Below are 23831 nucleotides of genomic sequence, written 5' to 3'. Positions count from 1 at the left end.
CGGGCCGGGCGCCGAGCCGGGAGACCCGGGGGGACCCGGGGACGGATCAGCGAAGCTCCCGCGGCACGAGGCCGGCCACACGTCAGAGTGAACTCACCAGACGTCGCACCGCGGCGAGGTCCGGAGACGCGAACCAGGATATCCGCGGATCACGCCGGAACCAGGACCTTTGCCGACGGGCGAAACGCCTGGTAGCGCTTGTTGTGGCCTGTTTGGCCTCGGCCATGGAATCCATTGCGCCGTCCAGCACGGCCAGGATCTGCGCGTACCCGAGGGCCCGCGATGCCGTCCGGCCGTCCCGCAGGCCGTGCGAAACCAGCCCCTCGACCTCCTCCACGAGCCCCGCCTGCCACATGGCCTCGACCCGGTGGGCGATCCGCTCGTCGAGATCCGGGCGATCCRGGGCGACCTGGACGACGTCGTACACCGACCGGTGCTCCGGCAGGGTCGCCACGAAGGTGCCGGTCAGCTCCACCACTTCCAGGGCACGCACGACGCGTCGCCCGTTGCTCGGCAGGATCGCCGCGGCCGCTGCCGGCACCAGCGCGGCCAGCCGGTCGTGCAGCGGGCCCGGCCCCACCTCGGCCAGCTCCTGCTCCAGCCTCGCCCGCACCACCGGGTCCGTACCGGGGAACGACAGGTCGTCCAGGACAGCCCGCACGTACAGAYCGGAGCCCCCGACGATGACCGGGACCCGGCCGGCTACAAGCAGCCGGTCGACGGTGGCGCGCGCATCAGCCTGGTAACTGGCGACGTCGGCCGGGCGGGTGACGTCCCAGATGTCGAGAAGATGGTGCGGAACGCCGCGACGTTCCTCTTCGGGGATCTTGGCCGTTCCGATGTCCATCCCTCGGTAGAGCTGCATCGAGTCGGCATTGACGATCTCGCCGCCGAGGTCCAGTGCGATCTCGACCGCCCAGTCGCTCTTGCCGGCCCCCGTCGGCCCCACGACGGCGACGACGGGCCCGCGGCGCGCGGTCACCGAACACTCCCCGCGGGAGGTCGTCCTCCCTGCCCGGCCGGGCCCGCACCACCCGCACGTTCCCAGCCGACCACCAGGTAGCCGACTCCGAACGGAGCATCGTCGTAGTGGACCCGGCTCACCCACCCGGCGGCTGGGCCCGCCGGAGCCGCGTCTACCGGAGCCGCGTCCGCGGGGCGGGCCGCCTCGCCGRCCGGAGCGGCGGCGGTCGCGCGGTGGACCGCGCCGGCCAGGACCTGCCAGGACGCCCGCCCGGGCGCGAGCAGGTCCCGCGCCAGCTCCGGATCGAGCGCCAGCAGCGCGTCGGCGTCCACCGCGGCGAGTGCGGCGGCGACGGCCGCGTCGTGGGCCGCGGCCCGCGGGTCGAGGCTCCCCGGCGCCCGGATCGTCCGCCGGGCGCTGGCATCGCCCATGACCAGGAGCGCCAGCCGGGACCCGTCCGCCTCCGCGGCCGCGACGAGGTGGGCGCCGAGCGCGGCAGCCGCCTGCGGAGTGGTCGTCGCGGGCACACCGTGGGCCGCCCGGGCGCCGGCCCATCCCACTTCGTGCAGCAGCCAGGCCCCGATGGTCAGTGAAAGCGGCAGCATCCGGCACCCGCCGCCCGCCCCGCCTGCCGCGGCCTCCGGGGTCGGCGACGCGGGCCCGCCGAGCGGGACGGTGAGGTCGACGCCGAAGCCGGCGAGTGACCCGGTGGATGTCTCGTCGTAGACGGCGTCGCGGACGTCGTCACCGACGAGCACGATCCGGTCCGGACCGAGAGCACACAACCGGCTCACCGCCGACACGGCGTGATCGCGGGCTTCGATCGGGTCGACGCCGGCGACCTCGGGCACCAGTAGTGGTGGGTGCGGGCAGACAGCCGCGGCGATCAGGGTCACCGGGAGGCTGGGCTGCTCGGCCGCATCGTCGGCATGCCGAGGGCCACCGCCGGGCGCCCCGCGCCGGCCGCCGCGCCCGCAGTGCCCTCACCCGCAGTGCCATCACCCGCAGTGCCCTCACCCGTGGTTCGGTCACCCGCAGCGCCACGGGACCGGGCGGCCTCCCAGGCGTCGCCCGCCCTCGTCCTCCGGTGGGAGAGCAGCGGGCCGTCAGCGGTGAGGTGATGCGGTGCGCCCCTGGTCACCACGGTCTCGATGACGTCCCCGGGGCGGACRACGCCGTCCTCGGCGTGTGGACCGGTCACCAGCAGGTGCACGAGCCGCCCGTCCCGCGCACGGCCGGACAGTCGGCCGGTCTCGGAGTCCTTCCGCCCCTCCCCCTCGGAGACGAGGATCTCGACCTGCCGCCCGACCTGCGCGCGGTTACCCGCCCACGACATCTCGTCCTGCAGGCTGGCGAGACGCTCATAGCGCTCCGAGACGACGGCGGGGTCGACCTCGCCGTCCATCTCGGCGGCCGGCGTTCCGGGCCGCGGGGAGTACTTGAAGGTGAAGGCACCGGCGAAGCGCGCGGTGCGGACGAGGTCGAGGGTGTCGGCGAAGTCCGCCTCCGTCTCGCCCGGGAAACCCACGATGATGTCGGTGGTGATCGCCGCATCCGGCATCGCCGCCCGGACCCGTTCGACGATGCCGAGGAAACGGTCGCGGCGGTAGCTGCGCCGCATCCGGCGCAGCACGGCATCCGACCCCGACTGCAGCGGCATGTGCAGCTGTGGGCACACGTTCGGCGTCAGCGCCATCGCCTCGATGACGTCGTCGGTGAAGTCACGCGGATGCGGAGAGGTGAAGCGCACCCGCTCCAGCCCCTCGACACGGCCGCAGGCGCGCAGCAGCCGGGCGAACGCCCCGGGGTCGCCGAGCGAGCGGCCGTAGGAGTTCACGTTCTGGCCAAGCAGCGTGATCTCCAGCGCGCCCTCGGCCACCAGGGCCTCGACCTCGGCAAGCACGTCGCCCGGACGACGGTCGCGCTCGCCGCCGCGCAGGCTCGGCACGATGCAGAAGGTGCAGGTGTTGTCACAGCCGACGCTGATGCTGACCCAGGCCGAATGCTGGCTCGCCCGGCGGGCCGGCAGGCTGCTCGGGAAGACCTCGAGCGCCTCGGCGATCTCCACCTGGGCGGCGGCGTTGTGTCGGGCCCGTTCCAGCAGGACCGGCAGCCGGTGCAGGTTGTGCGTGCCGAACACGACGTCGACCCAGGGCGCACGGTCCCGGATGACCGAGCGGTCCTTCTGCGCCAGGCACCCGCCGACCGCGATCTGCATCGCGGGATTCTTCTTCTTCGCCGGGTACAGGTGCCCCAGGTTTCCGTACAACCGGTTGTCTGCGTTCTCACGGACCGCGCAGGTGTTGAACACGACGATGTCGGCGTCGGACCCCTCCGCGACCGGAACGTACCCGGCGGACTCGAGGAGACCGGCAAGCCGTTCGGAGTCGTGGACGTTCATCTGACAGCCGAATGTCCGGACCTGATAGCTGCGGCCACTCACCGGTCCAGCCTACGGCCCGCGCCCGACTGCCGTTCGACGCGCCGGAGCGTCCGGTCGGGCCCGCACGGCGCCGAGTGCGCGACGATGGCCTCGGAGACGGTGACCAGCGGACCGACACCCGATGCCGACCATGGCCGACGGTGGCCGGCCGTGGGCGCAGGGCGAGCAGGCCGAAGGCCRCCCGGGTCGACGCGAAGGCAGGTCCGTACCCCGGTCCGGGGCGTGGTATGCACTGTTGCCTGACTGGCAGTAGTGCCGCAGAACATAGCCAATGCGGATGACCAGACGTAAAATTCTCAAATGCTCGCGACCACGCTGCGATCGCATGAACCCCTCGGGGCCGTGCACCACCGGCTGCGCGACAGCCGTCCCTCCGCACTCTTCGCACCGGACCGGTGCGCCGGGAGTGCACGATGGCGCTCGTGACCCTGGAGGGTGTCGGAAAATCCTTCGGGAAGAACCGAGTCCTGCACGACATCAACCTCGCCGTGGCGCCGGGTGAGGTGGTGTGCGTCATCGGCCCGTCCGGTTCCGGCAAGTCGACCCTGTGCAGATGTGTCAACCGCCTCGAGACCGTTGACGAGGGCCGCATCACCTTCGACGGCCGTCCGCTGCCGGCCGAGGGCCGGGAGCTGGCCCGCATGCGAGCTCAGGTCGGCATGGTGTTCCAGTCGTTCAACCTTTTTGCGCATCGAACCGTGTTAGACAATGTGACTCTCGGCCCGCGCAAGGTTCTCGGCGTTCGCCGCGCCGAGGCCGAGACCCGTGCTCAGGCGCTGCTGGAGCGGGTCGGGATCGCGGACAAGGCCGACCGGCTGCCGCGCCAGCTCTCCGGCGGTCAGCAGCAGCGGGCGGCCATCGCCCGGGCGCTCGCGATGGAGCCGAAGCTGATGCTCTTCGACGAGCCGACCTCCGCGCTGGATCCGGAGATGATCCAGGAGGTGCTCGATGTCATGCGGTCGCTCGCCGCGTCCGGTATGACGATGATCGTCGTCACCCACGAGATGGGCTTCGCCCGCTCGGCGGCCGACCGCGTCGTCTTCATGGCGGACGGGCGGCTGGTGGAGGTGGCGGCCCCCGACGCCTTTTTCGCGGCGCCGAAAAGTGAGCGCGCGGCCGAATTTCTGGCGAAGGTTCTGACRCATTGAGGGAACCTCTGTGGGGCGACCATCGGAGGGCACCCTGGTGACGACCCCTTCCGGATTCACCCGGACCGGATTCACCCGGACCGCACCGGGTCACCGGCGAAAGCCCGGAGAAGGACTGTCCCGGGCTACTCCTGGCCGGTAGCCGGCGGACACTAGAGTCGTCGGGCGAAGGCCAACCGGGGGCGCACCGAGACCACGCAATCAGGTACCTGAATTCTGATGTCAGTCCACCTTCTGGAGGGGATTCCCCATGCGCATGCCGTTCACCCGCACCAGACAGCGAACGGCACCCACCGCCCCGGCTCCGGCCCTGGCCCCGACTGTGGCCTCCCGTCGGTCGCCGCGCCGGGCGGCGTTCGTTCTCACCGCGGCGATGGTCGCGTCCCTAGCCCTCGCGGCCTGCGGCGACGACGACAGCGACGACGAGGCACCTGCCGCCGCCGCCGCGACGACGTTCCCCGCGGGCAGCACCATGGCCGAGCTCCAGTCGGCCGGGTCGATCACCGTCGGCACCAAGTTCGACCAGCCGCTGTTCGGCCTGAAGAACCTCCGCGGCGAGCCCGAGGGCTTCGACGTCGAGATCGCGAAGATCATCACGAACGCGCTCGGCATCCCCGAGGACAAGGTGAAGTTCGTCGAGACCGTCTCGGCCAACCGGGAGCCCTTCATCCAGCAGGGCAGGGTCGACCTGGTGGTCGCGACCTACACCATCAACGACAAGCGCAAGCAGGTCATCGACTTCGCCGGTCCGTACTACGTGGCTGGCCAGACGCTGATGGTAGGGGCGGACGAGACGGCGATCACCGGGAAGGACACGCTCGCAGGCAAGAAGGTCTGCTCGGTGAGCGGCTCGACGCCGGCGGAGCGGATTCGCACCGAGGCACCGCAGGCCGAGCTCGTCCTGTTCGACGTCTACAGCAAGTGCGCCGAGGCCCTGAAGAACGGCCAGGTGGACGCGGTCACGACAGACAACGCGATCCTGCTCGGTCTGATGGACTCCGACCCGGACACCTTCAAGCTCGTCGGTGAGCCGTTCAGCACGGAGCCCTACGGCATCGGCATCGCGAAGGGTGACGACGACTTCCGCACCTTCATCAACGAGACCCTGACGGCCGCCTACAGCGACGGCCGGTACGAGGATGCCTACGAGTCGACGATCGGCAAGGTCGAGCCGGACATGCCCACGCCGCCGGCGGTCGACAACTACACCTCCTGATCCGCGGCCACGCCTTCTGATCACCAGCAGGCAGTCCTGACGCATCGCAGGCCCGCCGCCCGTGCCTGACCCGCACGGGCGGCGGGGCGGGTGCCGTCCCCGACCGGTGGGTGGTCCCTCATCGACGCCGTCCTCGACAACCTCGATGTCTTCCGCGAGGGTTTCGTGCGGACACTTCTCCTGAGCCTGTTCGCCGCCGTCGCGGCGCTGCTGCTCGGCAGCATCCTCGCGACCATGCGGGTGAGCCCGGTCCCGCCACTACGCTGGGCGGGGGCGGCCTACGTGGAGATTGTGCGCAACACTCCCCTGACTGTCGTGTTCTTCTTTGTCGTCTTCGTCCTGCCGCAGGTCGATATCGTCTTCAGCTACTTCACCTTCGCGGTGGTGGCGTTGACCGTCTACCACACAGCATTCGTGTGTGAGGCCGTGCGCGCCGGCGTGAACGGGGTGGACGCCGGTCAGGCCGAGGCCGCCCGCGCGCTCGGCCTGACCTTCCCCCAGACGCTGCGGCTGGTCATCCTGCCGCAGGCGTTCCGCAACGTGATCCAGCCGCTGGGCAGCGTGGGAAGCGCACTGATCCGCAACACCTCGATCGCGGCGGCCTTCGGAGTACAGGAGCTGACCGGTGTGAGCCAGGGCCTGACCACGGCCAACCCCAGCGACGTCATCGCCGTCCTGCTGGCCGGCATCGTCTGCTACCTGATCCTGACGCTCTCCCTGGCGGCGGGGGTCGGCTTCGCCGAGCGGCGGCTGGCGGCGGTACCCCGATGAGCCTCGTCCTGGCTGACCCGCCGGGCCCGCGCGGCCGGCGACGCATTCTGCTTGCCAGCCTGGTGGCAGCAGCCCTGCTGATCGCACTCGTCGTRCTCGCGATGCTGCGTCTCTCGGACAAGGGCCAGCTCGACCCCGAGCTGTGGCAGGTCTTCGCCGACGAGCCCGAGCTGCGGACACTGCTCTGGGAGGGGCTGCTCGACACCCTCCGGGCGGCCGCCACCGGGATGGTGCTCGCGGTCGTGTTGGGCACGGCACTCGCGTTCGCCCGGCTGTCCCGCCGGCAGTTCGTCCGCGGCCCGGCCACCGCGGTGGTCGAGGTCCTACGTGGCCTGCCTCTGCTGATGCTGATCTTCTTCGCCTACCTTGGCCTGCCCGAGCTCGGCGTGAACCTGACCGCGTTCTGGGCCCTCGTCATCGGGCTCACCGCCTACAACGGGGCTGTGCTCAGCGAGATCTTCCGCGCCGGGATCCTCTCCATCGACCGGGGCCAGACCGAGGCGGCGGAGGCCCTCGGCCTGCGCAGCACCCAGATCTTCACCCTGATCCAGTTCCCGCAGGCCGTGCGGCGGATGAGCCCCACCCTGGTCAGCCAGCTCGTCACCCTGCTGAAGGACACGTCGCTCGGCTTCGTCATCGGCTACACCGAGCTGCTCCGGCAGGGCCGCTCCGCCGTCGAGTTCCTGGGCGGCCGGTACGCACTCCCGATCTACACCACCCTGGCCGTCATCTACATCATCGTCAACGGGACACTGTCGCTCATCGCGCGCTGGCTGGAGCGGCGGCAGTCCGCCCGGGCGGACGGGCCCGCGCGCACTCCGGGGGACACCTCCGTGGGAGACACCCCCGCCGAGCTGGCGCCCTGACACCACCAACCCGGTCCTGGAGGTGACCACAGGCCGGAGGCAGCTCCGAGAGCGGGGGCTGCTCCGGATGGGGCCGCCGTCAGCGGGCCAGACCGATGGCGCGGGTCTCGCGGACGACGGTCACTCTGATCTGCCCCGGGTAGGTGAGCTCGTCCTCGATCTGCCGGGCCACGTYGCGGGCAAGCATGTGGGCCGCCACATCGTCGACCTGCTCGGGCACCACCATCACCCGCACCTCGCGACCGGCCTGCATCGCGAAGACCTTCTCGACACCGGGGCGCTCCCCCGCGATCTGCTCGATACGTTCCAGGCGCTTGACGTACGACTCCAGGCTGTCCCGGCGCGCCCCGGGCCGCCCCCCGGAGATCTGGTCCGCGGCCTGGGTCAGCACCGCGCCGATGGAACGCGGCTCAACCTCGTTGTGATGCGCCTCGATGGCATGGACGACGTCCTCATGCTCGCCGTATCGGCGGGCGATCTCCGCGCCGACGATCGCGTGCGAGCCCTCGACCTCGTGGGTCAGCGCCTTGCCGAGATCGTGCAGGAGCGTGCCGCGTTTCGCGATCGCCGGCGGCAGCCGCAGCTCGGCGGCCATGATGCCGGCCAGATGCGCGCTCTCCACCAGGTGCGCGAGAACGTTCTGCCCGTAGCTCGTGCGGTAGCGCAGCCGCCCGAGCAACGTGATCAGCTCGGGGTGCATCTCGGCGATGCCGACGTCGATGAGGGCGTCCTCCCCGGCCCGCACGCACTTCGCGAGAACCTCGCGTTCGGCCCGGGCGTACTCCTCCTCGATCCGGTGCGGATGGATGYGCCCGTCCGACACCAGCGCCGCCAGCGTGATGCGCGCCGTCTCCCGGCGCACCGGGTCGAAACAGCTCAGCAGCACGGCCTCCGGGGTGTCGTCGATGAGCACGTTGACACCCGTGACGGACTCGAAGGCCCGGATGTTGCGCCCTTCGCGCCCGATGATCCGGCCCTTCATCTCGTCGCTTGGCAGGTGCAGCACCGACACGACCGACTCGGCGGTCTGCTCGGACGCGACCCGTTGGATGGCGAGGGTGACGATCCGGCGGGCCCGCTCCTCCGCCTCCTCCTCGGCGCGGGTCTCGATGTCCCGGACCCGGACCGCGGCGTCGAGCCTGGCCTGGTCCTCGACCACCTTGWCCAGCTCGCTCCGTGCCTCCGTCGCGGTCATGCCGGCAGCCCGCTCCAGCTCCCGCCGCCAGTGCGTCTCCAACCCGGCCAGATCGGTGTCCCGTGCGTCGAGCCCCGCCTCGCGAGCGACGAGCTCCCCCTCACGGGTCTCCAGTCGGTGGATCCGCTCCTCGACGGACGTGGTCTGGTCAGCGAGTCGCTGCTCGCGCTGGGTGAGACGGCTGTCCCAGCCCCGCAGCTCCGCCCGCTCGGTCCGGAGGTTCTCGGCGAGCTCGGCGCGGACCTGCTCCCTCTCGGCTCGCACCGCCTCACGGGCCTCCGCCTCCGCCTTCGAGGCCCGCAGCTCGGCGTCCGCGACCGCCCGGGCCCGGATGGCCTCGGCGGCCTCCTGCGCGTGCCGACGGATCTGCGCGGCCTCCCGGTCGACCCGGGCGGCCTGTTCGGCCGCGTCCTGGTCAGCCCGGCGGCGGGCCCGTTCGGCGTCCTCCTCGGCGTCACGCGCCTGTCGCCGCAGCTCGGCGAGCCGGGCGGAGATCTCGGCAAGCTCGGATCGGCTCGCTTCCGCCGCCCGTTCATCCACGATCACAGCAGTGTCCGCACCCGCCATGGGCGGGTCGGGCGGCCGCGTGGCCGGGTCGGCCCCGCCCGCCGCCGGCACACCGCCGGACGACTCGTTCACCTCGGCGACCGGTGCCGCCGCCCCGCTCTCCGGCGACGGCTCCGCCTCCGCGCCGGCAGCTCTGTCCGGATCTGCGGCTGTCGCGGTGACCGGGCCTGCTCCGCCAGCGACCGCATCGCCGGCCACCGCGTCCGCCGGTACGCCGGGAACCAGGGTGATGTTCTCTGCCGGCTCGGTGATGGTGCCCGGTGGCTCGTCATGTCCTGCCGGCGGCCCTTCCACGAACTGAGCTGCGTCAGCGGGATCCGACCGCTCGCTGCCCGGCGGCGGGCCCGCCGCCTGCAGGCTGTCTGGCAGCGTCTTTCCCGCCGCGGCGGTTCGTGGCTGCTCGCCGTCCGGCGAGGTGCCGGCTGACGGGGTACCGACTGGCAGGGTGCTGGCCGACGGAGTTCCGGCCGGTGGGGTGCCGCCCGCCGCGACCGGAGGTCGAGGTGGATCGAGCACTGCCTCGGCGCTCACATCCGTGGTCGCCGTCCGGGCATCCGGTATGTGTGCCCGGCGGGCGACTTCGCCCGCATCCGCGCTGATCACACCGAGACCACCAGCCCGCACCAGGCGTAGCAGAACCAGCGTGAGGCCGCCGACAGCAAGAAGGAGCAGCACGAGAAGCGTTATGAGGGCGGCACCCACGGTTGCTCCTCCCGCTTCCGTCTGTGCCTGCCAGGACAGGCGTGGGGCGCGGGACCGGACCAACCGCTGGACGAACTACACGCACCGACGACACCCAAAACCAGGGTCGCCAGCAGTACCCACCCGGCCGAAAAACCAGGCAGGAAGGGCGCGCGACCACCGGCGCCCGAAGGAACGCTCGCCCTGATGTGAAGTTGTGCCAGCTATCTGGACCGCTTACGAGCAGGAGTCCTCGCACCTTTGGGGAAAGGGTAGGTCTGCCGCTTTCATCCGGTCAAGAAAAACGTGGGCGAACCACAGACACCGGACGACCGGCTGGCACTCGCGCTTTCGTCGACGCTGCCGGGCCCGGATCGGACACAGCCCGGCCTAGCGCAGGTCGTATGCGTCGTCACCCAGGCCGGCATCGGCCTCCTCGTCCTCGGTCGGCGCAGCCTCGGCCACCACCCGCATCGCGAGGTCGAGCGAGTAGCCCTTTCGGGTGAGTAGAGCGATCAGCCGACGGACCCGCACCGGTGCGGGCAGGCCCTCCATCGCACGCAGCCGCCGCGCCACCAACGACCGCGCGGTGGCCTCCTCGTCCTCCGCGCCGACGGCGGCCAGCGCGGTCTCCGACGCCTCGGGATCCACCCCTCGCCGCCGCAGCTCGCCGGCGAGCGCCCGACGCCCCAGGCCGCGCCCGGCCCGGGCCGACGAGACGAAAGCGGCAGCGAAAGCCTCGTCGTCGACCAGCCCGACTTCCGTCAGGCGATCGAGCACCTGCTCGGCGATCTCCTCGGCGACACCTCGGCGCCGGAGCACGGCTTCAAGCTCGGCCCGGCTACGCTGCCGGGCCGCCAGCTGGTGCAGACAGATCTCCCGCGCCGCCTCCAGCGGGTCGGCGACTGCTGCTCCGCGCCGCGCCGGGCGGCCCTCCCGCGCGGGTACCGCACTGGCCGTTGTGGACCTCGCCGGATCCACAGCAGCGGCACGCATGATCGGCAGGAACCCCTCATCCGACTCGCCGCGGTCTGCGGACGCTTCGTGGAGGTGTGACGGCCGACTCGACTCGGGGCCGGGCACGGCGCGCCCGGTCAGAGATCGACCGGGACAGGAGCGGGGGCGTCCGCGTCGAGCGTTGGGACCATGCCCAGTTTCTCCTTGATCCTCTTCTCGACCTCGTTGGCCAGATCAGGGTTGTCGCGCAGGAACGAGCGCGCGTTCTCCTTGCCCTGGCCGAGCTGGTCTCCGTCGTAGGTGTACCAGGCACCGGACTTGCGGATGATCCCGTGCTCGACGCCCATATCAATGAGCGAACCCTCACGACTGATACCGCCGCCGTAGACAATGTCGAACTCGGCCGTCCGGAAAGGCGGCGCCATCTTGTTCTTGACAACCTTGACCCTGGTCCGGTTACCGACCGCCTCGGTTCCGTCCTTCAGCGTCTCGATGCGACGAACATCAAGGCGGACCGAGGCGTAGAACTTCAGCGCCTTTCCACCGGTGGTCGTCTCCGGGGAGCCGAACATCACGCCGACCTTCTCGCGGAGCTGGTTGATGAAGATCGCGGTGGTGCCCGAGTTCGCGAGCGCTCCGGTGAGCTTCCGCAGCGCCTGGGACATCAGCCGGGCCTGCAGGCCCACGTGGCTGTCACCCATCTCCCCCTCGATCTCGGCACGCGGCACCAGGGCCGCCACCGAGTCGATGACGATGATGTCGAGCGCGCCGGAGCGGATGAGCATGTCGGCGATCTCCAGCGCCTGCTCACCCGTGTCGGGCTGGGAAACCAGCAGCGCGTCGGTGTCGACACCCAGCTTCCCGGCGTACTCGGGATCAAGGGCGTGCTCCGCGTCGATGAAGGYCGCGATGCCCCCGGCCGCCTGCGCGTTCGCCACGGCGTGCAGGGCAACCGTCGTCTTTCCCGACGACTCCGGCCCGTAGATCTCGACGACGCGYCCGCGCGGAAGGCCTCCGATACCGAGCGCGACATCAAGAGCGATTGATCCGGTGGGGATCGCCTGGACCGGCGGCCTGGTGTCGTCACCCAGGCGCATGACCGAGCCCTTGCCGAACTGCTTGTCGATCTGCGCAAGGGCGTTCTCCAACGCCTTCTCACGGTCGGGTCCTGCCATTGGAGTTACTCCATGCTGAGGTCGTCGAGTCTTGGCCACGATCCGACGCTAGGGGGTGGGTCCGACAGTTTCGAGAGCCGGGTCGGTTCTGTGGACATCGGAGCGCATGTGGACAACAGTAGCCGAACATCCGTTCGAGTCTTCGGCGACACGCCACGGCCCACCCGATCGGGTGGTTCCACCACACTCCGCACCAGGCGACCCGGCACACCACGACCATCCCGACAGCATCCACGACCAGGAGTCATCACCCGGCGACGGAAAGTCGCGTCCGGGTCTCAGCGGTCGCGCACGGGCACGCCGAACTCGTCGCAGACGGCACGCCACACCGCCTTGGCGTCGTCGCCGCGGCGCAGGGCGGCCTCCACCGTCGCCCCACCCAGACCAGCAATCACGTGGTCGCGGGCGAGCGAGTCGGCGTAGGCGGTACCGAACTGGCTGTTCATGTTCGCCCAGAACTCCGTCAGTCGCACCGGACCAGTGTGCACGCCGCCAGCCACGGCCCTGCGTGCGGCGCCGGTCGTCGGCACTGGTCGTCGGCCCCGGCGTCGCACGTGGCCCTGGAGGTCCCGGCACGTCCACCGCCGGCGGTGAGCGTGCAACCGGATGGTGGTGCGGACGGCGATGCGAGGTTTGTGTCGGTGGGACGACGCAGACTGTGTGCGTGACCGCATCGGACCCGCTCGCAGCCTTCTCGGCCCCCACCAGGGAGTGGTTCGCGTCCTCGTTCGCGGCGCCGACGCCGGCGCAGGCCGAGGCGTGGGCCGCCGTCTCCGGGGGCGGCAGTGCTCTGGTCGTGGCGCCGACCGGGTCCGGCAAGACGCTCGCGGCCTTCCTCTGGTCACTCGACGGGCTGGCCCGCTCCGGCCCGCCGGCCGACCCGACCCGCCGGTGCCGCGTGCTGTACGTGAGCCCGCTCAAGGCGCTCGCGGTCGACGTCGAGCGCAACCTCCGGGCGCCGCTCGCCGGTATCCGCGCCGCCGCGGCCCGGATCGGCCGGCCCGTCCCGGACGTGTCTGTCGGTGTCCGGTCCGGCGACACCCCCGCCGCCGAGCGCCGTGCGTTCGGCCGCATTCCACCGGACATCCTGATCACCACCCCGGAGTCACTGTTCCTGATCCTGACCAGTGCCGCACGGGAGGCACTGCGGGGCGTGCAGACCGTGATCGTCGACGAGGTGCACGCCGTCGCCGGCACCAAGCGGGGGGCGCACCTTGCCCTCAGCCTGGAGCGCCTCGACGACCTGCTGGACGCTCCCGCGCAGCGGGTCGGGCTGTCGGCGACGGTGCGGCCGGTCGAGGAGATCGCCCGCTTCCTCGGTGGGGCGCGGCCGGTCAGCGTCATCCGGCCGCCGTCGGCGAAGACCCTCCAGATCGAGGTGGTCGTCCCCGTCGAGGACATGGCGAGCCTCGGTGAGCAGGCCGAGGGCGTCCCCGAGGGCCCGGCGGCGGCAGCGGGGCCGCGCGCGTCGATCTGGCCGGCGGTCGAGGAGCGGGTGCTGGACCTGATCCTCGCCCACTCCTCCACGATCGTCTTCGCGAACTCGCGACGGCTCGCCGAGCGGCTGTGCGCCCGGCTGAACGAGCTGTACGCGGACCGTCTCGCCCTGGCCGCCGAGCTGGCCGGTGCGGGTTCGGGTGTGAGTACGGGTGCGGGTGGGAGTGCGGACGAGGCGGCCGGCCAGGTCCGTCCCGCCTCGGGGGCGGCCGGGGCGGTGACGGCTCCGGCGGCCCTGATGGGCCAGGCCGGCTCGGCCGCGCCACCGGCCGGGGTGGAGGTCGCCCGGGCCCACCACGGCAGCGTGAGCCGCGAGCAGCGCGCGCTGATCGAGGAGGAGCTCAAGTCCGGCCGCCTGCCTGCCGTGGTGGCGACGTCCAGCCTGGAACTGGGCATCGACATGGGCGCGGTCGATCTGGTGGTGCAGATCGAGTCCCCACCCAGTGTCGCGGCCGGCATGCAGCGGATCGGCCGGGCCGGCCACCAGGTCGGTGCCGCCAGCCGGGGTGTGGTCCTGCCCAAACACCGCTCGGACCTGGTGGAGTGCGCGGTCGTGGCCGAACGGATGAGCGCGGCGCGGATCGAGGCGGTGCACTACCCGCGCAACCCGCTGGACGTGCTGGCCCAGCAGATCGTCGCGATCGTCGCCATGGAGGACCGTGAGGTCGACGAGTTGGGCGTGCTGCTGCGCAGGGCGGCCCCGTTCGCGGGCCTGCCCGGCTCGGCGTACGAGGCCGTGCTGGACATGCTTGCCGGGCGCTACCCGTCGGACGACTTCGCCGAGCTGYGGCCCCGCATCACCTGGGACCGGGCCACCGGTGTGCTCGCCGGCCGGCCGGGTRCACAGCGGCTGGCCGTCACCAGCGGCGGAACCATCCCCGACCGGGGGATGTTCGGGGTCTTCCTGCTCGGGGAGAAGGCCAGCCGGGTCGGCGAGCTCGACGAGGAGATGGTCTACGAGTCGCGGGTCGGCGACGTCGTGCTCCTCGGTTCGTCCAGCTGGCGGATCGAGGAGATCACCCCGGACCGGGTGCTCGTCACCCCCGCGCCCGRCCGGCCCGGCCGGCTGCCCTTCTGGCACGGCGACGCCCCCGGGCGGCCCGCCGAACTGGGCCGGGCGCTGGGCGCCTTCCTGCGGGAGCTGTCGACGATGGGTCCCGTCGACGCGGCGGCCCGCGTCGGTGCGGCGGGGCTGGACGAGTGGGCCACCGGCAACCTGCTGAGCTACCTGGAGGAACAGCGGGCCGCCGCCGGCCGCCTGTCCGACGATCGGCACCTGGTCGTCGAGCGGTTCCGCGACGAGCTCGGCGACTGGCGGCTGGCGGTCCACTCACCCTTCGGCGCACCGGTGAACGCACCGTGGGCGCTGGCGATCAGCGCCCGGCTACGCGAGCGGTACGGCTCCGAGGTCCAGGTCATGCACACCGACGACGGGGTCGTCGCCCGGGTTCCGGACGCCGCCGAACCGCCGGGGGCGGAGCTGGTCGTCTTCGAGCCGGAGGAGATCGAGGCCCTCGTCCGGGCGGAGGTCGGCGGCAGCGCGCTGTTCGCCAGCCGCTTCCGCGAGTGCGCCAGCCGGTCGTTGCTGCTTCCCCGCCGCACCCCCGGGCGGCGCACGCCGCTGTGGCAGCAGCGTCAGCGCAGCGCGCACCTGTTGTCCGTCGCCTCGACGTTCGGCGACTTCCCGGTCGTACTGGAGACGATGCGCGAATGCCTGCAGGACGTCTACGACGTCCCCGCCCTGGTCGGTCTGATGCGCGACGTCGACGCCCGGGCGCTGCGGGTGGTCGAGGTGGAGACGACCGCGCCGTCCCCGTTCGCCTCGTCGCTGCTGTTCGGCTACGTCGCCGCCTTCATGTACGACGGGGACGCGCCACTGGCCGAACGACGCGCCCAGGTCCTCTCGCTGGACAGCTCGTTGCTCGCCGAGCTGCTCGGCGAGGCCGAGCTGCGGGAGCTCATCGACCCGCGGTCTCTGGAGCGGATCACGGCGGAGCTGCAGCGRCTGGCCCCGGAGCGGCATGCGCGGGACGCGGAGACCACCGCCGACCTGCTCCGGGCCCTCGGCGATCTCAGCACCGAGGAGGCGCTGGCGCGCGGTGCCACGGCGCCCTGGCTGGAGGAGCTGGAGCGGGCCGGCCGGGTGATCCGGGTCCGCATCGCCGGAGCGGAACGCTGGGTGCCGGTCGAGGACGCCGGCCGGCTTCGGGACGCGCTCGGAGTTCCCCTCCCGGTAGGGGTGCCGGCGGCGTTCACCGAGCCGGTCCGCGACCCGCTCGGCGACCTCGTCTCCCGGTACGCGCGCACGCACGGGCCGTTCGAGTCCGAGGACATCGCCGGTCGGTTCGGGCTCGGGATCACCGTGGCCACGGGCGTGCTCGAGCGGCTCACCGCCGACGGCCGGCTGGTGCACGGCGAGCTGCACCCGGACCGTGCGGGCGAGCAGTGGTGCGACGCCGGGGTGCTGCGGGCGCTGCGCCGGCGCAGCCTGGCGGCGCTGCGCAAGGAGGTCGAGGCTGTTCCCGTCCGGGCGATGGGGGCGTTCCTGCCGGCCTGGCAGTCGGTCACCGGCGGTCGCGGCCGGGGGGTCGACGGCGTGCTGCGGGCCGTCGAGCAGCTGCAGGGGGCGCTCGTGCCGGCCAGCGCGCTGGAGCAGCTCGTGCTCCCTGCGCGGGTCGGCGACTACGCGCCGGCGATGCTCGACGAGCTGTGCTCCACCGGCGAGGTGCTGTGGGCCGGCGCCGGCGGGCTGCCCGGCAACGACGGCTGGGTCACCCTCGTCCTGGCCGACGCCGCCGAGGATCTGCTCCCGCCACCGGATCTCGAGGCGGCCGACAGCCCGGTGCACCGCGAGATCCTGGATGCTCTCGGCGACGGACAGGCGCTGTTCTTCCGGACGCTGGCCGACCGGACCAGTGGCCTCGACGACACCGCCCTCGCGAACGCGCTGTGGGATCTGGTGTGGGCCGGCCTGATCACCAACGACACGCTCGCCGCGCTGCGCGTCCAGCTCGGCGCCGGGCATCCGACGCATTCCGCCCGGCGCGCCCCGCGGAGCCGGGCGGCACGCTACGGCCGCAGCCGGCCCGCGATGCCGCGCCGGACCGGCCCGCCGACAGTCGGCGGCCGCTGGTCACTGCTGCCGGAGCGGGAGATCGACCCCACCCGCCGCGCGCATGCGCTGGCCGAGGCACTGCTCGACCGGCACGGCATCGTCACCCGCGGCGCCGTCGCCGCCGAGCGCACCCCCGGCGGGTTCGCCGCCGTCTACCGGGTGCTGTCCGCCTTCGAGGAGGCGGGGCGCTGCCGCCGCGGCTACTTCGTCGAATCGCTGGGCGCCGCGCAGTTCGCCGTCCCCGGCGCGGTGGACCGCCTCCGTGCGATCGCCGGCGCGCAGCGCGACGCCGCCGACCAGCCCGCCTGGGCCGCCGATCCGAGCGCCGGGTACGGGGCGGTGGCACCGAGCGGCACAGCCACCGGTCTCACCCGCGCGGGTGCGGCGGGCACGGTGCCGGCGGGCTCGGGCCACGCCGCCGCCCTGCGCCTGGCGGCCGCTCGAAACGGCGGTGGCCCCGCCGGCATCGGGGTCGGAGACGTTCTCGGGGGCGGAGCCCGCGGCCGAGGCGGCGGTGGGGCCAGCGCCGCGGCCGGCAGCGGGGCCATCGTGATGGCGGCCGCTGATCCCGCGAACCCGTACGGAGCCGCCCTGCCCTGGCCCGCGCGCCAGGCAGAGTCAGGCGGGGGCGGCAAAGCCGGTGCGGCCAGCGAGGCCAACGCGAGCAACGGGACCGGTGGGGGCGGCGGTGGGGCCGGTCACCGGGCCGGCCGCAAGGCGGGCGCGCTCGTCGTCCTGGTCGACGGCGAACTGGTGCTCTATGTGGAGCGCGGCGGCCGAACGCTGTTGTCCTGGACGGACTCGCCCGACCTGCTCGGGCCGGCCGTCGGTGCGCTGGCCGACGCAGTCCGCGCAGGCTCGCTGGGCCGGCTCGCGGTCGAGAAGGCTGACGGGGCCGCGGTGGTCGGCAGCGCGCTCGGCGCGGCGCTCGAAGGAGCCGGTTTCCACCCCACCCCACGCGGCCTGCGGCTGCGCGGGTGAACCAGGAGCCGATGCCGTCCGGAGACGCCCGCGAGGCGACGCCGTGGGACCCGCGGCTACGCGGGCTCACTCTCGGGCTCGTCAGCACCGTGACGCTGATCGCGTTCGAGGCGATGGCTGTCATCACCGTGCTGCCCGACGTCGCCGAGGACCTGTCCGGGCTGTCTCTGTACGGCTGGACCACCAGCGGGTTCTTCCTGGGCCTCCTGCTCGGTGTGGTGATCGCCGGCGCGGAGACGGACCGGGTCGGAGCAGTCCGCCCGTTCACCGTCGGGCTGTCGCTGTTCGGAGCGGGTCTCGCGGTAGCCGCGGTGTCCCCGTCGATGGAAGTCCTGGTGGCCGGCCGGATCCTGCAGGGGCTCGGCGGCGGTGCCGTGCCCGCCGTGCTCTACGCGACGATCGGCCGGGCCTACCCGGAGTCGCAGCGGCCGCGGATGTTCGCCGTGACATCCACCGCCTGGGTCGTTCCCGGGCTGGTCGGCCCGGTGGCGGCCGCGCTCGTGGCGGAGCACGCCGGGTGGCGCTGGGTCTTCGGGGGCCTGGTGCCGCTGGTCCTGGTGTCCGGAGCGCTGACAGTGCGGGCGCTGGCCCGGCTCGGGCCACCGACCACCGTGGACGTCGGTGCCGCCTCCGGGCGGCTCGTCGCCGCGCTGCGCGTCAGCGTCGGCGCCGGCCTGATGCTGGCGGGCCTGACCAGCCGGTCCCCGTTCGGGCTGGCGGCGATCGTGGCCGGGGCCTGTCTCGCCTACCGCCCGCTACGGACCCTGCTGCCCGAGGGCACCCTGCGGGCACGCCGCGGCCTCGCCGCGGCGGTCGCCGCTCGCGGACTCCTGACCTTCGCGTTCTTCGGCGCCGACACCTTCGTCCCGCTCGCCGTCACCGCGGGCCGGGACGAGTCGACCACCATGGCCAGCGTGGCCGTGACAGCCGCGACGGTGACCTGGACGAGCGGCTCATGGATGCAGGCCCGCCTGGCCGGCCGGGTCCCCGGCCGGGATCTGATCCGCTTCGGTCTGCTCCTCGTCGCCGGGGGCACCGCCGGTTTCGCCCTGGTGCTGGTCGACCCGGTCCCGCTCGGGGTCGCCATCGCCTGCTGGGCGGCTGCCGGATTCGGGATCGGCCTGGCCTACTCGCCGATCGTCACGCTGGTCCTGGCCGAGACACCACCGGAGCGTCACGGCACGGCGTCGACGTCGGTGACCTTGTCCGACAACCTGGGCACCGTGTTCGGGACCGGCCTGGGCGGGGTCGCCGTAGCGGCCAGCGAGGCCGCGAGCGGCACGCCGGACGCCGGCCTCGCGGTCGTGTTCCCGCTGGCCGCGGCCGTGGCTGTGCTGGGCGCGGTGGTCGCCCGCCGTGCCCCCGCCCGTGTGTTCCCCGCCGTGTCGGGCTGAGCTGATCGAAGCTGACGTCCGGCCGGCGGCGGAGCACCATCGGTGGATGCCCGAAGGTGACACGGTCTGGCTGACGGCGCGCCGGCTCGATGCCGCGCTCGCCGGGCTGGGAAACGTCTGGCGGACGGAGGCGTGCTTCCTCGCCGGGGTGAGCCCGTGGACGCCGGTCGGTGAGGTGGCGGATCTGCCCGGCCTGGTCCGCCGCGCCCAGGCGATGGTCACGGCCGGGGCGCGGGGCGGACACCAGGTAACCACCGGGTCCGCCCGCCCAGGCGAACAGCATTGGGTGTACGGGCGCGCGGGCAGGCCGTGTCGGCGCTGCGGCACGCTTGTCCGCCGGCTGGAGCAGCGGAGGTCCACCCAGAGTTCACCGGGGCGCGGATCGCCGGAACGTGCGGGCGGGCTCGGTGGGCGGGGCCCGCGCAACGACGTCCGGCGTGACCAGGGCCGGCGCACAGGCGCCAGGCAGGACAGCTACCGGCGCCCAGCTGACGCCGGGGATCCGGCCGGCGTCACCCTCGACGCCGGCAGGCAGAACGGCCGGGTCACCGCATGGTGCCCGACCTGCCAGCCGGGCCCGGTTCCGGGCCTGCTGGCCGGCCGGCCGGAGAACTGATCCGGCCGGCCGGGGCTCACACCCGGCTCGCGGCCAGCAGCCGGGCCCGACCGCGAGTGAACGCTCCCTCGGCGGCCTTCACGCTGATCGACAGATCATCAGCCGCCTGGCGGGTGGTTCGGCCAGCCGCGCGGGCCATCATGATCTGGCGCTCCCGGCCACGGAGGCGACGGGTCTGGTCAAGCAGCCAGAGCGCCTCCGCGCGGTCACACGTCGAGTCCTCGGGGCCGGGGTCGCTGGGCGCCGCGACGCTGCGGGCCATGGCGCGGTCCGCACGCATCCGCGCGCGGTGATGGTCGACACACAGCCGGAGCACGGTCGTGGTCAGGAACTGACCGACCCGGTGGCTGTCGAGGTTGCGGAACCCCGCCGCGCGGACGAGCGCCTCCTGGGCGCAGTCCTCCGCATCGGCGGTGCTGGGCAGCCGCCGGCGGGCGATGTGCACCAGGCGCTCACGGTGCGGCAACACCAGCGACCACCGATCGCCGCTGAACGGCTGGTCGACGGCCGAGAGCGAAGCCGTCTCATCAGGTGCCTGCCGGGCAGGCTGCGGGCTCGGGGATTCGATAGCGTCCCCATTGATTTGCGTCATGGCACTTCCACCTGCCTGGCTGCGTCATGCCATCCGGACGTCCGGGACTGCCGGTCTGGCCATCGCACGGCGGCGATGAAAACGTGGACGACGCTCCCCTTCGTCACCCGACGCCACAATCGCCGATCGGACATCTGGGACATTAAGGCAATCCTCGCGTCTGCGCCATAACTCCGGTCACATCTTCAAACCTACATCCCACCCCTTGGTGCCAACCCGGGTGTACACCAGATCGGTGAAAATAAAATAACTGCGAAGTCACTGTGCAGATAAGAGAATGACTTTTGTCCTGCACCAGAAGGCGAAAGTCGCTGCCAGTCAGGCACTACCGGCACGAGGCGCCTGCGGATGACGCCGGCCGGCGCCGGCGGGAAGTTAATCCAGGGTGACAGCTGAGAGGATTGTTTCGGATCAGGCCGGACGGCCCGGGCCCGCGAATCCGAGCAGTTCGGATAGCCCATCAGCGTAGGTGCGCAGGCGTTCGACCTCGTCCGCGAGCCCGGTGAGCTCGGCCGTCGGCGTGGTGACGGTCACGACGATCTCCGTCGCGGCGGTCAGCAGCTCGTCGAGCAGGTCCGCAGCCTGCTCCATGGCCGCCAGCAGGCGGGCGGACGTCGCCCGGATATCCGCCCGGCGGGCGGGGTCCGACACCGCCCGCATTGCGGACTCGCAGGCCAGTACTCTCCGGGCGGTCATCCGCAGCCCGTCCACCAGGCGAGCGGCGGTCACCATCGCGGTCTGGACCTGGGTCGTGCCGGGGCGCGCCTCCACCGAGCAGAGCAACGCGGCGGCAGYGGCCAGCCCGGCCTCTCCTCGCCGCAACGGCCGCGCCGCCGCCGACCGCCTGAGCTCCAGCGCCCGCAACGGGGGGACGGACGGTGCCGGCAGCCCGCTCTCCGGAGACGTCCGGTATTCGCGAAAAGACAGTCCGGCGCGGGCGAGAGCCGCCGCACCGAACGCGAGCCAGCCCCATTCATCGCCGACGGCGGCCACGACAGGAGACGCCGCTGCTGCCGCCGCCCAGGCCTGGGCGGAAAGCAGCGCACGCTGCCTGGCCCGCCGGAACGGCCGGCTGAACCGACGTTCGGCATTCTCGAACGAGCGGCGCTCGATGTCGGCGCGAAGCCAGTCCGGCAGGCCGGCGGCCATCGCCGCCGCCACGTCCGGGCGGCCGAGTCCACGGCCCCTGTCAGCCAGTCCGGGAAAGTGAAAAGAACTTCTTCGCTTACGGCCGCCCGACGACACTTCCGAGCCTCCCGGAACACGCCCGGTCGAACCTGAGTAATTGAGCGTGACCGATGGCTCGGAATATCCCCGGTAATGCGACGACGGCGCGGCCGAGGGCGACGGTGAAGCCGGCGCGGCAGACGGCGACGGGGCTGTCGGCGGAAGTGGAGCAGCGGGCGTCGGTACCGCGGGAGACGGCGCAGTAACCTGCGAGGGAGAAGGCGTCGGGCTGGACCGTCGCACGTCGGAGGCGATCGCGTCCGGGCCGCCGGCCGCTTCCAGGCCATCAGCCGCCTCGGTCATCAGCAGCCTCCCGGCATCAGTAGCCTCCCGGCATCAGTGCTCGTCCGAACCAGGCCCGCGCCGAAAGCCCACGCCGCGGATGGCCATCGACCGACCTGCCATTTCAGTAGGACGGCACTCAGTACGACGGCGGGGTGCCCTGCGGACCGGGTGCCGGCCTCGTCAGGCCCTCATCCGGCGGTGCCTCCGGGTCGCCCGGTGTCTTCTCCAACGACGGAGGCCGGTCGCCGGTGCCGCCGACCGCGCCGGGCCCGATTCGGGGAACATTGCCCGCTCCCGCCGCGGCCTGGGCACCGGGCGCACCAGGTGCGCCGGGCTGCATGCTGCCGCGGAGCTCCGCCAGACGGCCGAGGGCCTGCGCGTCCATGGTGGCACGCCGGACCTCGAGCATCTGCGCCTCCAGACCCTGGGACGCCAGCTCCTGCCGCCCGCGCGCCACGGCGTAACGCTTCTCGATCTTGTCACGCACGTCGGCGAGCGTCGGCGTGTCACTGGCCGGCGGGAGCGAGGTCATCTGCTCCATGACCCGGCCCATCTGCTCGTGCATGGCGGCGTGCTCGATCTGGGTGAGCAGACGGGTTCGCTCGGCCAACAGGCGTTGCACACGCATCGTGTTGTCCTCGACCGCCGTCCGCGCCTGGGCGGCGGACTCCGCGGCCTGCTGGTGGAGCAGTTTGAGGTCCTCCAGCGCCGCCTCGGCCGCGATCAGCCGGCCCGCGAACGCCTGCGCGGTCTGCTCGTACCGGGCCGCCGCGGCCAGGTCGCCGGCCGCGCGGCCGCTGTCGGCGAGTGTGAGCGCCGAGCGGGCCGCGTCGGTGAGGTTGGTGACCTCCTCGATCTGGCGGGCGAGCTTCATCTCGATCTGTCGCTGGTTGCCCACGACAAGCGCGGCCTGGGAGACGAGCTTCTCGTGCTGGCCCCGCGCGTCGTCGATGGCCTGCTCCAGCTGGATCTCCGGCCTGGCCTTCTCCTCGAACGCGACCTCGGCCCGCTTTGACAGGTAGCGGAAGGCCTTGCGGACGACATTTGCCATTGCTCGATCGTCGCACGCCCGCCACGATCCGGAGAGTCGACAACTGTCACGGATCCGACGGCATGCCGCCGCGACCTGTCGGGTCGCGGACGGCTCCGCCCCGTCAGCACCCGACGGGCCCGTGCCAGGACCCGGGGTTCCTAGACCATGGCCTGGAACATCCAGTGCTGTTCCTCGAGGTCGCGGATCGCGTCGATGAACAGGTCCTGGGTGACCGGGTCCGGCTCGGCGGTCAGGTCCATCCGGGTACGCATCCTGGTGATCAGGCTGGCGAGGACGTCGGTGATCAGCCGGATGGCCTTCTCGTCACCGATGTACCCCGCCTCGACGCCGTGCAGGTGGCTGCCCCTGGCGACCGTCGTCGTCTGCCCGTCGGGGTTGACGCCGATCGCCACGGCGCGCTCGGCGGCCATGTCCGTGTAGCGGCGCGCGAGCGTCACCACGTCGTCGAGCTGACGGTGCACGTTGCGGAAGTTGCGGCCGATGACGTTCCAGTGCAGCTGCTTGCTCAGGAGCGACAGATCGATGAGGTCGACGACGGCGCCCTGAAGCGCCTCACCGGCGACTGCGCGCGCCTCGTCGGAAAGCGGACTGCGGATAGCGCTCATAATGATCCCCTCTGAGTGCTCGGGCACGTCCAGAGAAAAACGTGCCCGCAGGGGAGATCCGTACTCCGGCGGCGGGACCGGGACGGCGCCCGGGCCGCGCGGCAGCTGGCGGCCTGCAGCCTTTCAGCGGTCAGCCCGGCCGTTCAGCAGCAGGGCTAGGCAGCCCGGTTGACCACCGCCGGACGAGCCGGCACGACCACCGCCGAGGCGGCACCGACCGGTGTCGGCGCGCCCACGGCCAGCTCGGCGAGCTCCAGGTCACCGCTGACCTCGCGAAGGAGATCCGCCAGGCGTACTCCCAGCGCGTCGCAGATGGACGCGAGCAGTTCTGAACTCGCCTCCTTCTGGCCGCGTTCCACCTCGGAGAGGTAGCCGAGCGACACTCTGGCCGCCGACGACACCTCCCGCAGTGTCCGGTGCTGATCCTGTCGGCGGCGGCGCAACGCCTCGCCGATCACGCGTCGGAGCAGGACCATCGAGCC

19 protein-coding genes are annotated in these 23831 nt (G+C 72.3%); 7 read left to right on the top strand and 12 right to left on the bottom strand.

The window, feature by feature from the left end; all coding sequences use genetic code 11:
* Positions 1–82 precede the first annotated feature (82 nt).
* Genes miaA through miaB form a run of 3 tightly spaced genes read right to left on the bottom strand, consistent with a single transcriptional unit; the run spans position 83 to position 3365 of the window.
* Positions 83–982 carry a tRNA (adenosine(37)-N6)-dimethylallyltransferase MiaA gene (gene miaA, locus CC117_RS05055; protein ID WP_071082574.1) on the bottom strand — a complete coding sequence of 300 codons (900 nt, stop codon included), beginning with the start codon at positions 980–982 and terminating at the stop codon, positions 83–85.
* Positions 979–1860, bottom strand: coding sequence for a class III extradiol ring-cleavage dioxygenase family protein (locus CC117_RS05050; protein ID WP_071082573.1), 882 nt, complete (start codon positions 1858–1860; stop codon positions 979–981). The genes miaA and CC117_RS05050 overlap by 4 nt, the downstream gene beginning before the upstream one ends.
* Positions 1857–3365: a tRNA (N6-isopentenyl adenosine(37)-C2)-methylthiotransferase MiaB gene (miaB, locus tag CC117_RS05045; protein ID WP_241829846.1), complete on the bottom strand. Its 1509-nt coding sequence runs from the start codon at positions 3363–3365 to the stop codon at positions 1857–1859. Before miaB ends, CC117_RS05050 begins: the two co-directional genes overlap by 4 nt.
* Before the next feature lie 455 nt (positions 3366–3820).
* On the opposite strand from miaB, the gene CC117_RS05040 reads away from it, so the two are divergent.
* The 4 genes from CC117_RS05040 to CC117_RS05025 all read left to right on the top strand — a co-directional run bounded on the left by CC117_RS05040 (position 3821) and on the right by CC117_RS05025 (position 7408).
* On the top strand, positions 3821–4555 hold the full coding sequence (locus CC117_RS05040; protein WP_071082571.1) for an amino acid ABC transporter ATP-binding protein: 735 nt from the start codon (positions 3821–3823) through the stop codon (positions 4553–4555).
* A gap of 250 nt (positions 4556–4805) precedes the next feature.
* Positions 4806–5771: a glutamate ABC transporter substrate-binding protein gene (locus CC117_RS05035; RefSeq protein WP_071082570.1), complete on the top strand. Its 966-nt coding sequence runs from the start codon at positions 4806–4808 to the stop codon at positions 5769–5771.
* A gap of 90 nt (positions 5772–5861) precedes the next feature.
* Positions 5862–6542, top strand: coding sequence for an amino acid ABC transporter permease (locus CC117_RS05030; RefSeq protein WP_071082569.1), 681 nt, complete (start codon positions 5862–5864; stop codon positions 6540–6542).
* A complete protein-coding gene (locus CC117_RS05025) occupies positions 6539–7408 on the top strand; it encodes an amino acid ABC transporter permease (protein WP_071082568.1) in 870 nt (289 codons plus the stop codon). Before CC117_RS05030 ends, CC117_RS05025 begins: the two co-directional genes overlap by 4 nt.
* A gap of 79 nt (positions 7409–7487) precedes the next feature.
* Here the strand turns inward: CC117_RS05025 and rny are convergent, their stop codons facing one another.
* From rny to CC117_RS05005, 4 genes are all read right to left on the bottom strand, one after another.
* Positions 7488–9170, bottom strand: a complete 1683-nt coding sequence (rny, locus tag CC117_RS05020; RefSeq protein ID WP_407673474.1) for a ribonuclease Y — start codon at positions 9168–9170, stop codon at positions 7488–7490.
* Between the two features lie 1071 nt (positions 9171–10241).
* Positions 10242–10847, bottom strand: coding sequence for a recombination regulator RecX (gene recX / locus CC117_RS05015; RefSeq protein ID WP_071082637.1), 606 nt, complete (start codon positions 10845–10847; stop codon positions 10242–10244).
* A gap of 98 nt (positions 10848–10945) precedes the next feature.
* Positions 10946–11983 carry a recombinase RecA gene (recA, locus tag CC117_RS05010; RefSeq protein WP_071082567.1) on the bottom strand — a complete coding sequence of 346 codons (1038 nt, stop codon included), beginning with the start codon at positions 11981–11983 and terminating at the stop codon, positions 10946–10948.
* 278 nt (positions 11984–12261) lie between these two features.
* Positions 12262–12456 (bottom strand): DUF3046 domain-containing protein, encoded by a 195-nt coding sequence (locus tag CC117_RS05005; RefSeq protein ID WP_071082636.1) that lies wholly within the window; start codon positions 12454–12456, stop codon positions 12262–12264.
* 185 nt (positions 12457–12641) lie between these two features.
* Here CC117_RS05005 and CC117_RS05000 point away from each other — a divergent pair, with 185 nt between their 5' ends.
* From CC117_RS05000 to CC117_RS04990, 3 genes are read left to right on the top strand one after another with little or no spacing between them, the layout of a single operon-like run.
* Positions 12642–17576, top strand: coding sequence for an ATP-dependent helicase (locus CC117_RS05000; protein ID WP_071082566.1), 4935 nt, complete (start codon positions 12642–12644; stop codon positions 17574–17576).
* Positions 17577–17587: 11 nt separating this feature from the next.
* A complete protein-coding gene (locus CC117_RS04995; RefSeq protein ID WP_071082635.1) occupies positions 17588–18970 on the top strand; it encodes an MFS transporter in 1383 nt (460 codons plus the stop codon).
* A 46-nt stretch (positions 18971–19016) separates the two neighbouring features.
* A complete protein-coding gene (locus CC117_RS04990; RefSeq protein ID WP_241829845.1) occupies positions 19017–19586 on the top strand; it encodes a hypothetical protein in 570 nt (189 codons plus the stop codon).
* A 16-nt stretch (positions 19587–19602) separates the two neighbouring features.
* On the opposite strand, the gene CC117_RS04985 is transcribed toward CC117_RS04990, so the two are convergent.
* From CC117_RS04985 to CC117_RS04965, 5 genes are all read right to left on the bottom strand, one after another.
* Complete coding sequence (locus CC117_RS04985) at positions 19603–20178, bottom strand: RNA polymerase sigma factor (RefSeq protein WP_071082565.1); 576 nt, start codon at positions 20176–20178, stop codon at positions 19603–19605.
* Between the two features lie 411 nt (positions 20179–20589).
* Positions 20590–21327 carry a phage shock envelope stress response protein PspM gene (pspM, locus tag CC117_RS04980; protein ID WP_241829844.1) on the bottom strand — a complete coding sequence of 246 codons (738 nt, stop codon included), beginning with the start codon at positions 21325–21327 and terminating at the stop codon, positions 20590–20592.
* A gap of 499 nt (positions 21328–21826) precedes the next feature.
* The gene (locus tag CC117_RS04975) at positions 21827–22741 is read right to left on the bottom strand and encodes a PspA/IM30 family protein (protein WP_071082563.1); all 915 of its coding nucleotides are present in this window, start codon (positions 22739–22741) and stop codon (positions 21827–21829) included.
* Between the two features lie 140 nt (positions 22742–22881).
* Positions 22882–23349: a Dps family protein gene (locus CC117_RS04970; RefSeq protein WP_018640675.1), complete on the bottom strand. Its 468-nt coding sequence runs from the start codon at positions 23347–23349 to the stop codon at positions 22882–22884.
* Between the two features lie 155 nt (positions 23350–23504).
* Positions 23505–23825, bottom strand: a complete 321-nt coding sequence (locus CC117_RS04965; protein WP_018640674.1) for a helix-turn-helix domain-containing protein — start codon at positions 23823–23825, stop codon at positions 23505–23507.
* Positions 23826–23831: the final 6 nt, after the last annotated feature.

Origin of the sequence: Parafrankia colletiae (assembly GCF_001854655.1) — a bacterium.
Lineage (GTDB): Bacteria > Actinomycetota > Actinomycetes > Frankiales > Frankiaceae > Parafrankia > Parafrankia colletiae.
The sequence above is the reverse complement of the archived record's forward strand: the minus strand, read 5'-3'. Positions and strand labels throughout refer to the sequence as shown.

Excerpts from the sequence above, each read along its gene's own strand:
- CC117_RS05035 (WP_071082570.1), top strand. The coding sequence starts at position 4,806 with ATGCGCATGCCGTTCACCCGCACCAGACAGCGAACGGCACCCACCGCC.
- CC117_RS04990 (WP_241829845.1), top strand. The coding sequence starts at position 19,017 with ATGCCCGAAGGTGACACGGTCTGGCTGACGGCGCGCCGGCTCGATGCC.
- CC117_RS04970 (WP_018640675.1), bottom strand. The coding sequence starts at position 23,349 with ATGAGCGCTATCCGCAGTCCGCTTTCCGACGAGGCGCGCGCAGTCGCC.
- CC117_RS04965 (WP_018640674.1), bottom strand. The coding sequence starts at position 23,825 with ATGGTCCTGCTCCGACGCGTGATCGGCGAGGCGTTGCGCCGCCGCCGA.
- CC117_RS04985 (WP_071082565.1), bottom strand. The coding sequence starts at position 20,178 with ATGACGCAAATCAATGGGGACGCTATCGAATCCCCGAGCCCGCAGCCT.
- recX (WP_071082637.1), bottom strand. The coding sequence starts at position 10,847 with ATGCGTGCCGCTGCTGTGGATCCGGCGAGGTCCACAACGGCCAGTGCG.
- CC117_RS04995 (WP_071082635.1), top strand. The coding sequence starts at position 17,588 with ATGCCGTCCGGAGACGCCCGCGAGGCGACGCCGTGGGACCCGCGGCTA.
- CC117_RS04975 (WP_071082563.1), bottom strand. The coding sequence starts at position 22,741 with ATGGCAAATGTCGTCCGCAAGGCCTTCCGCTACCTGTCAAAGCGGGCC.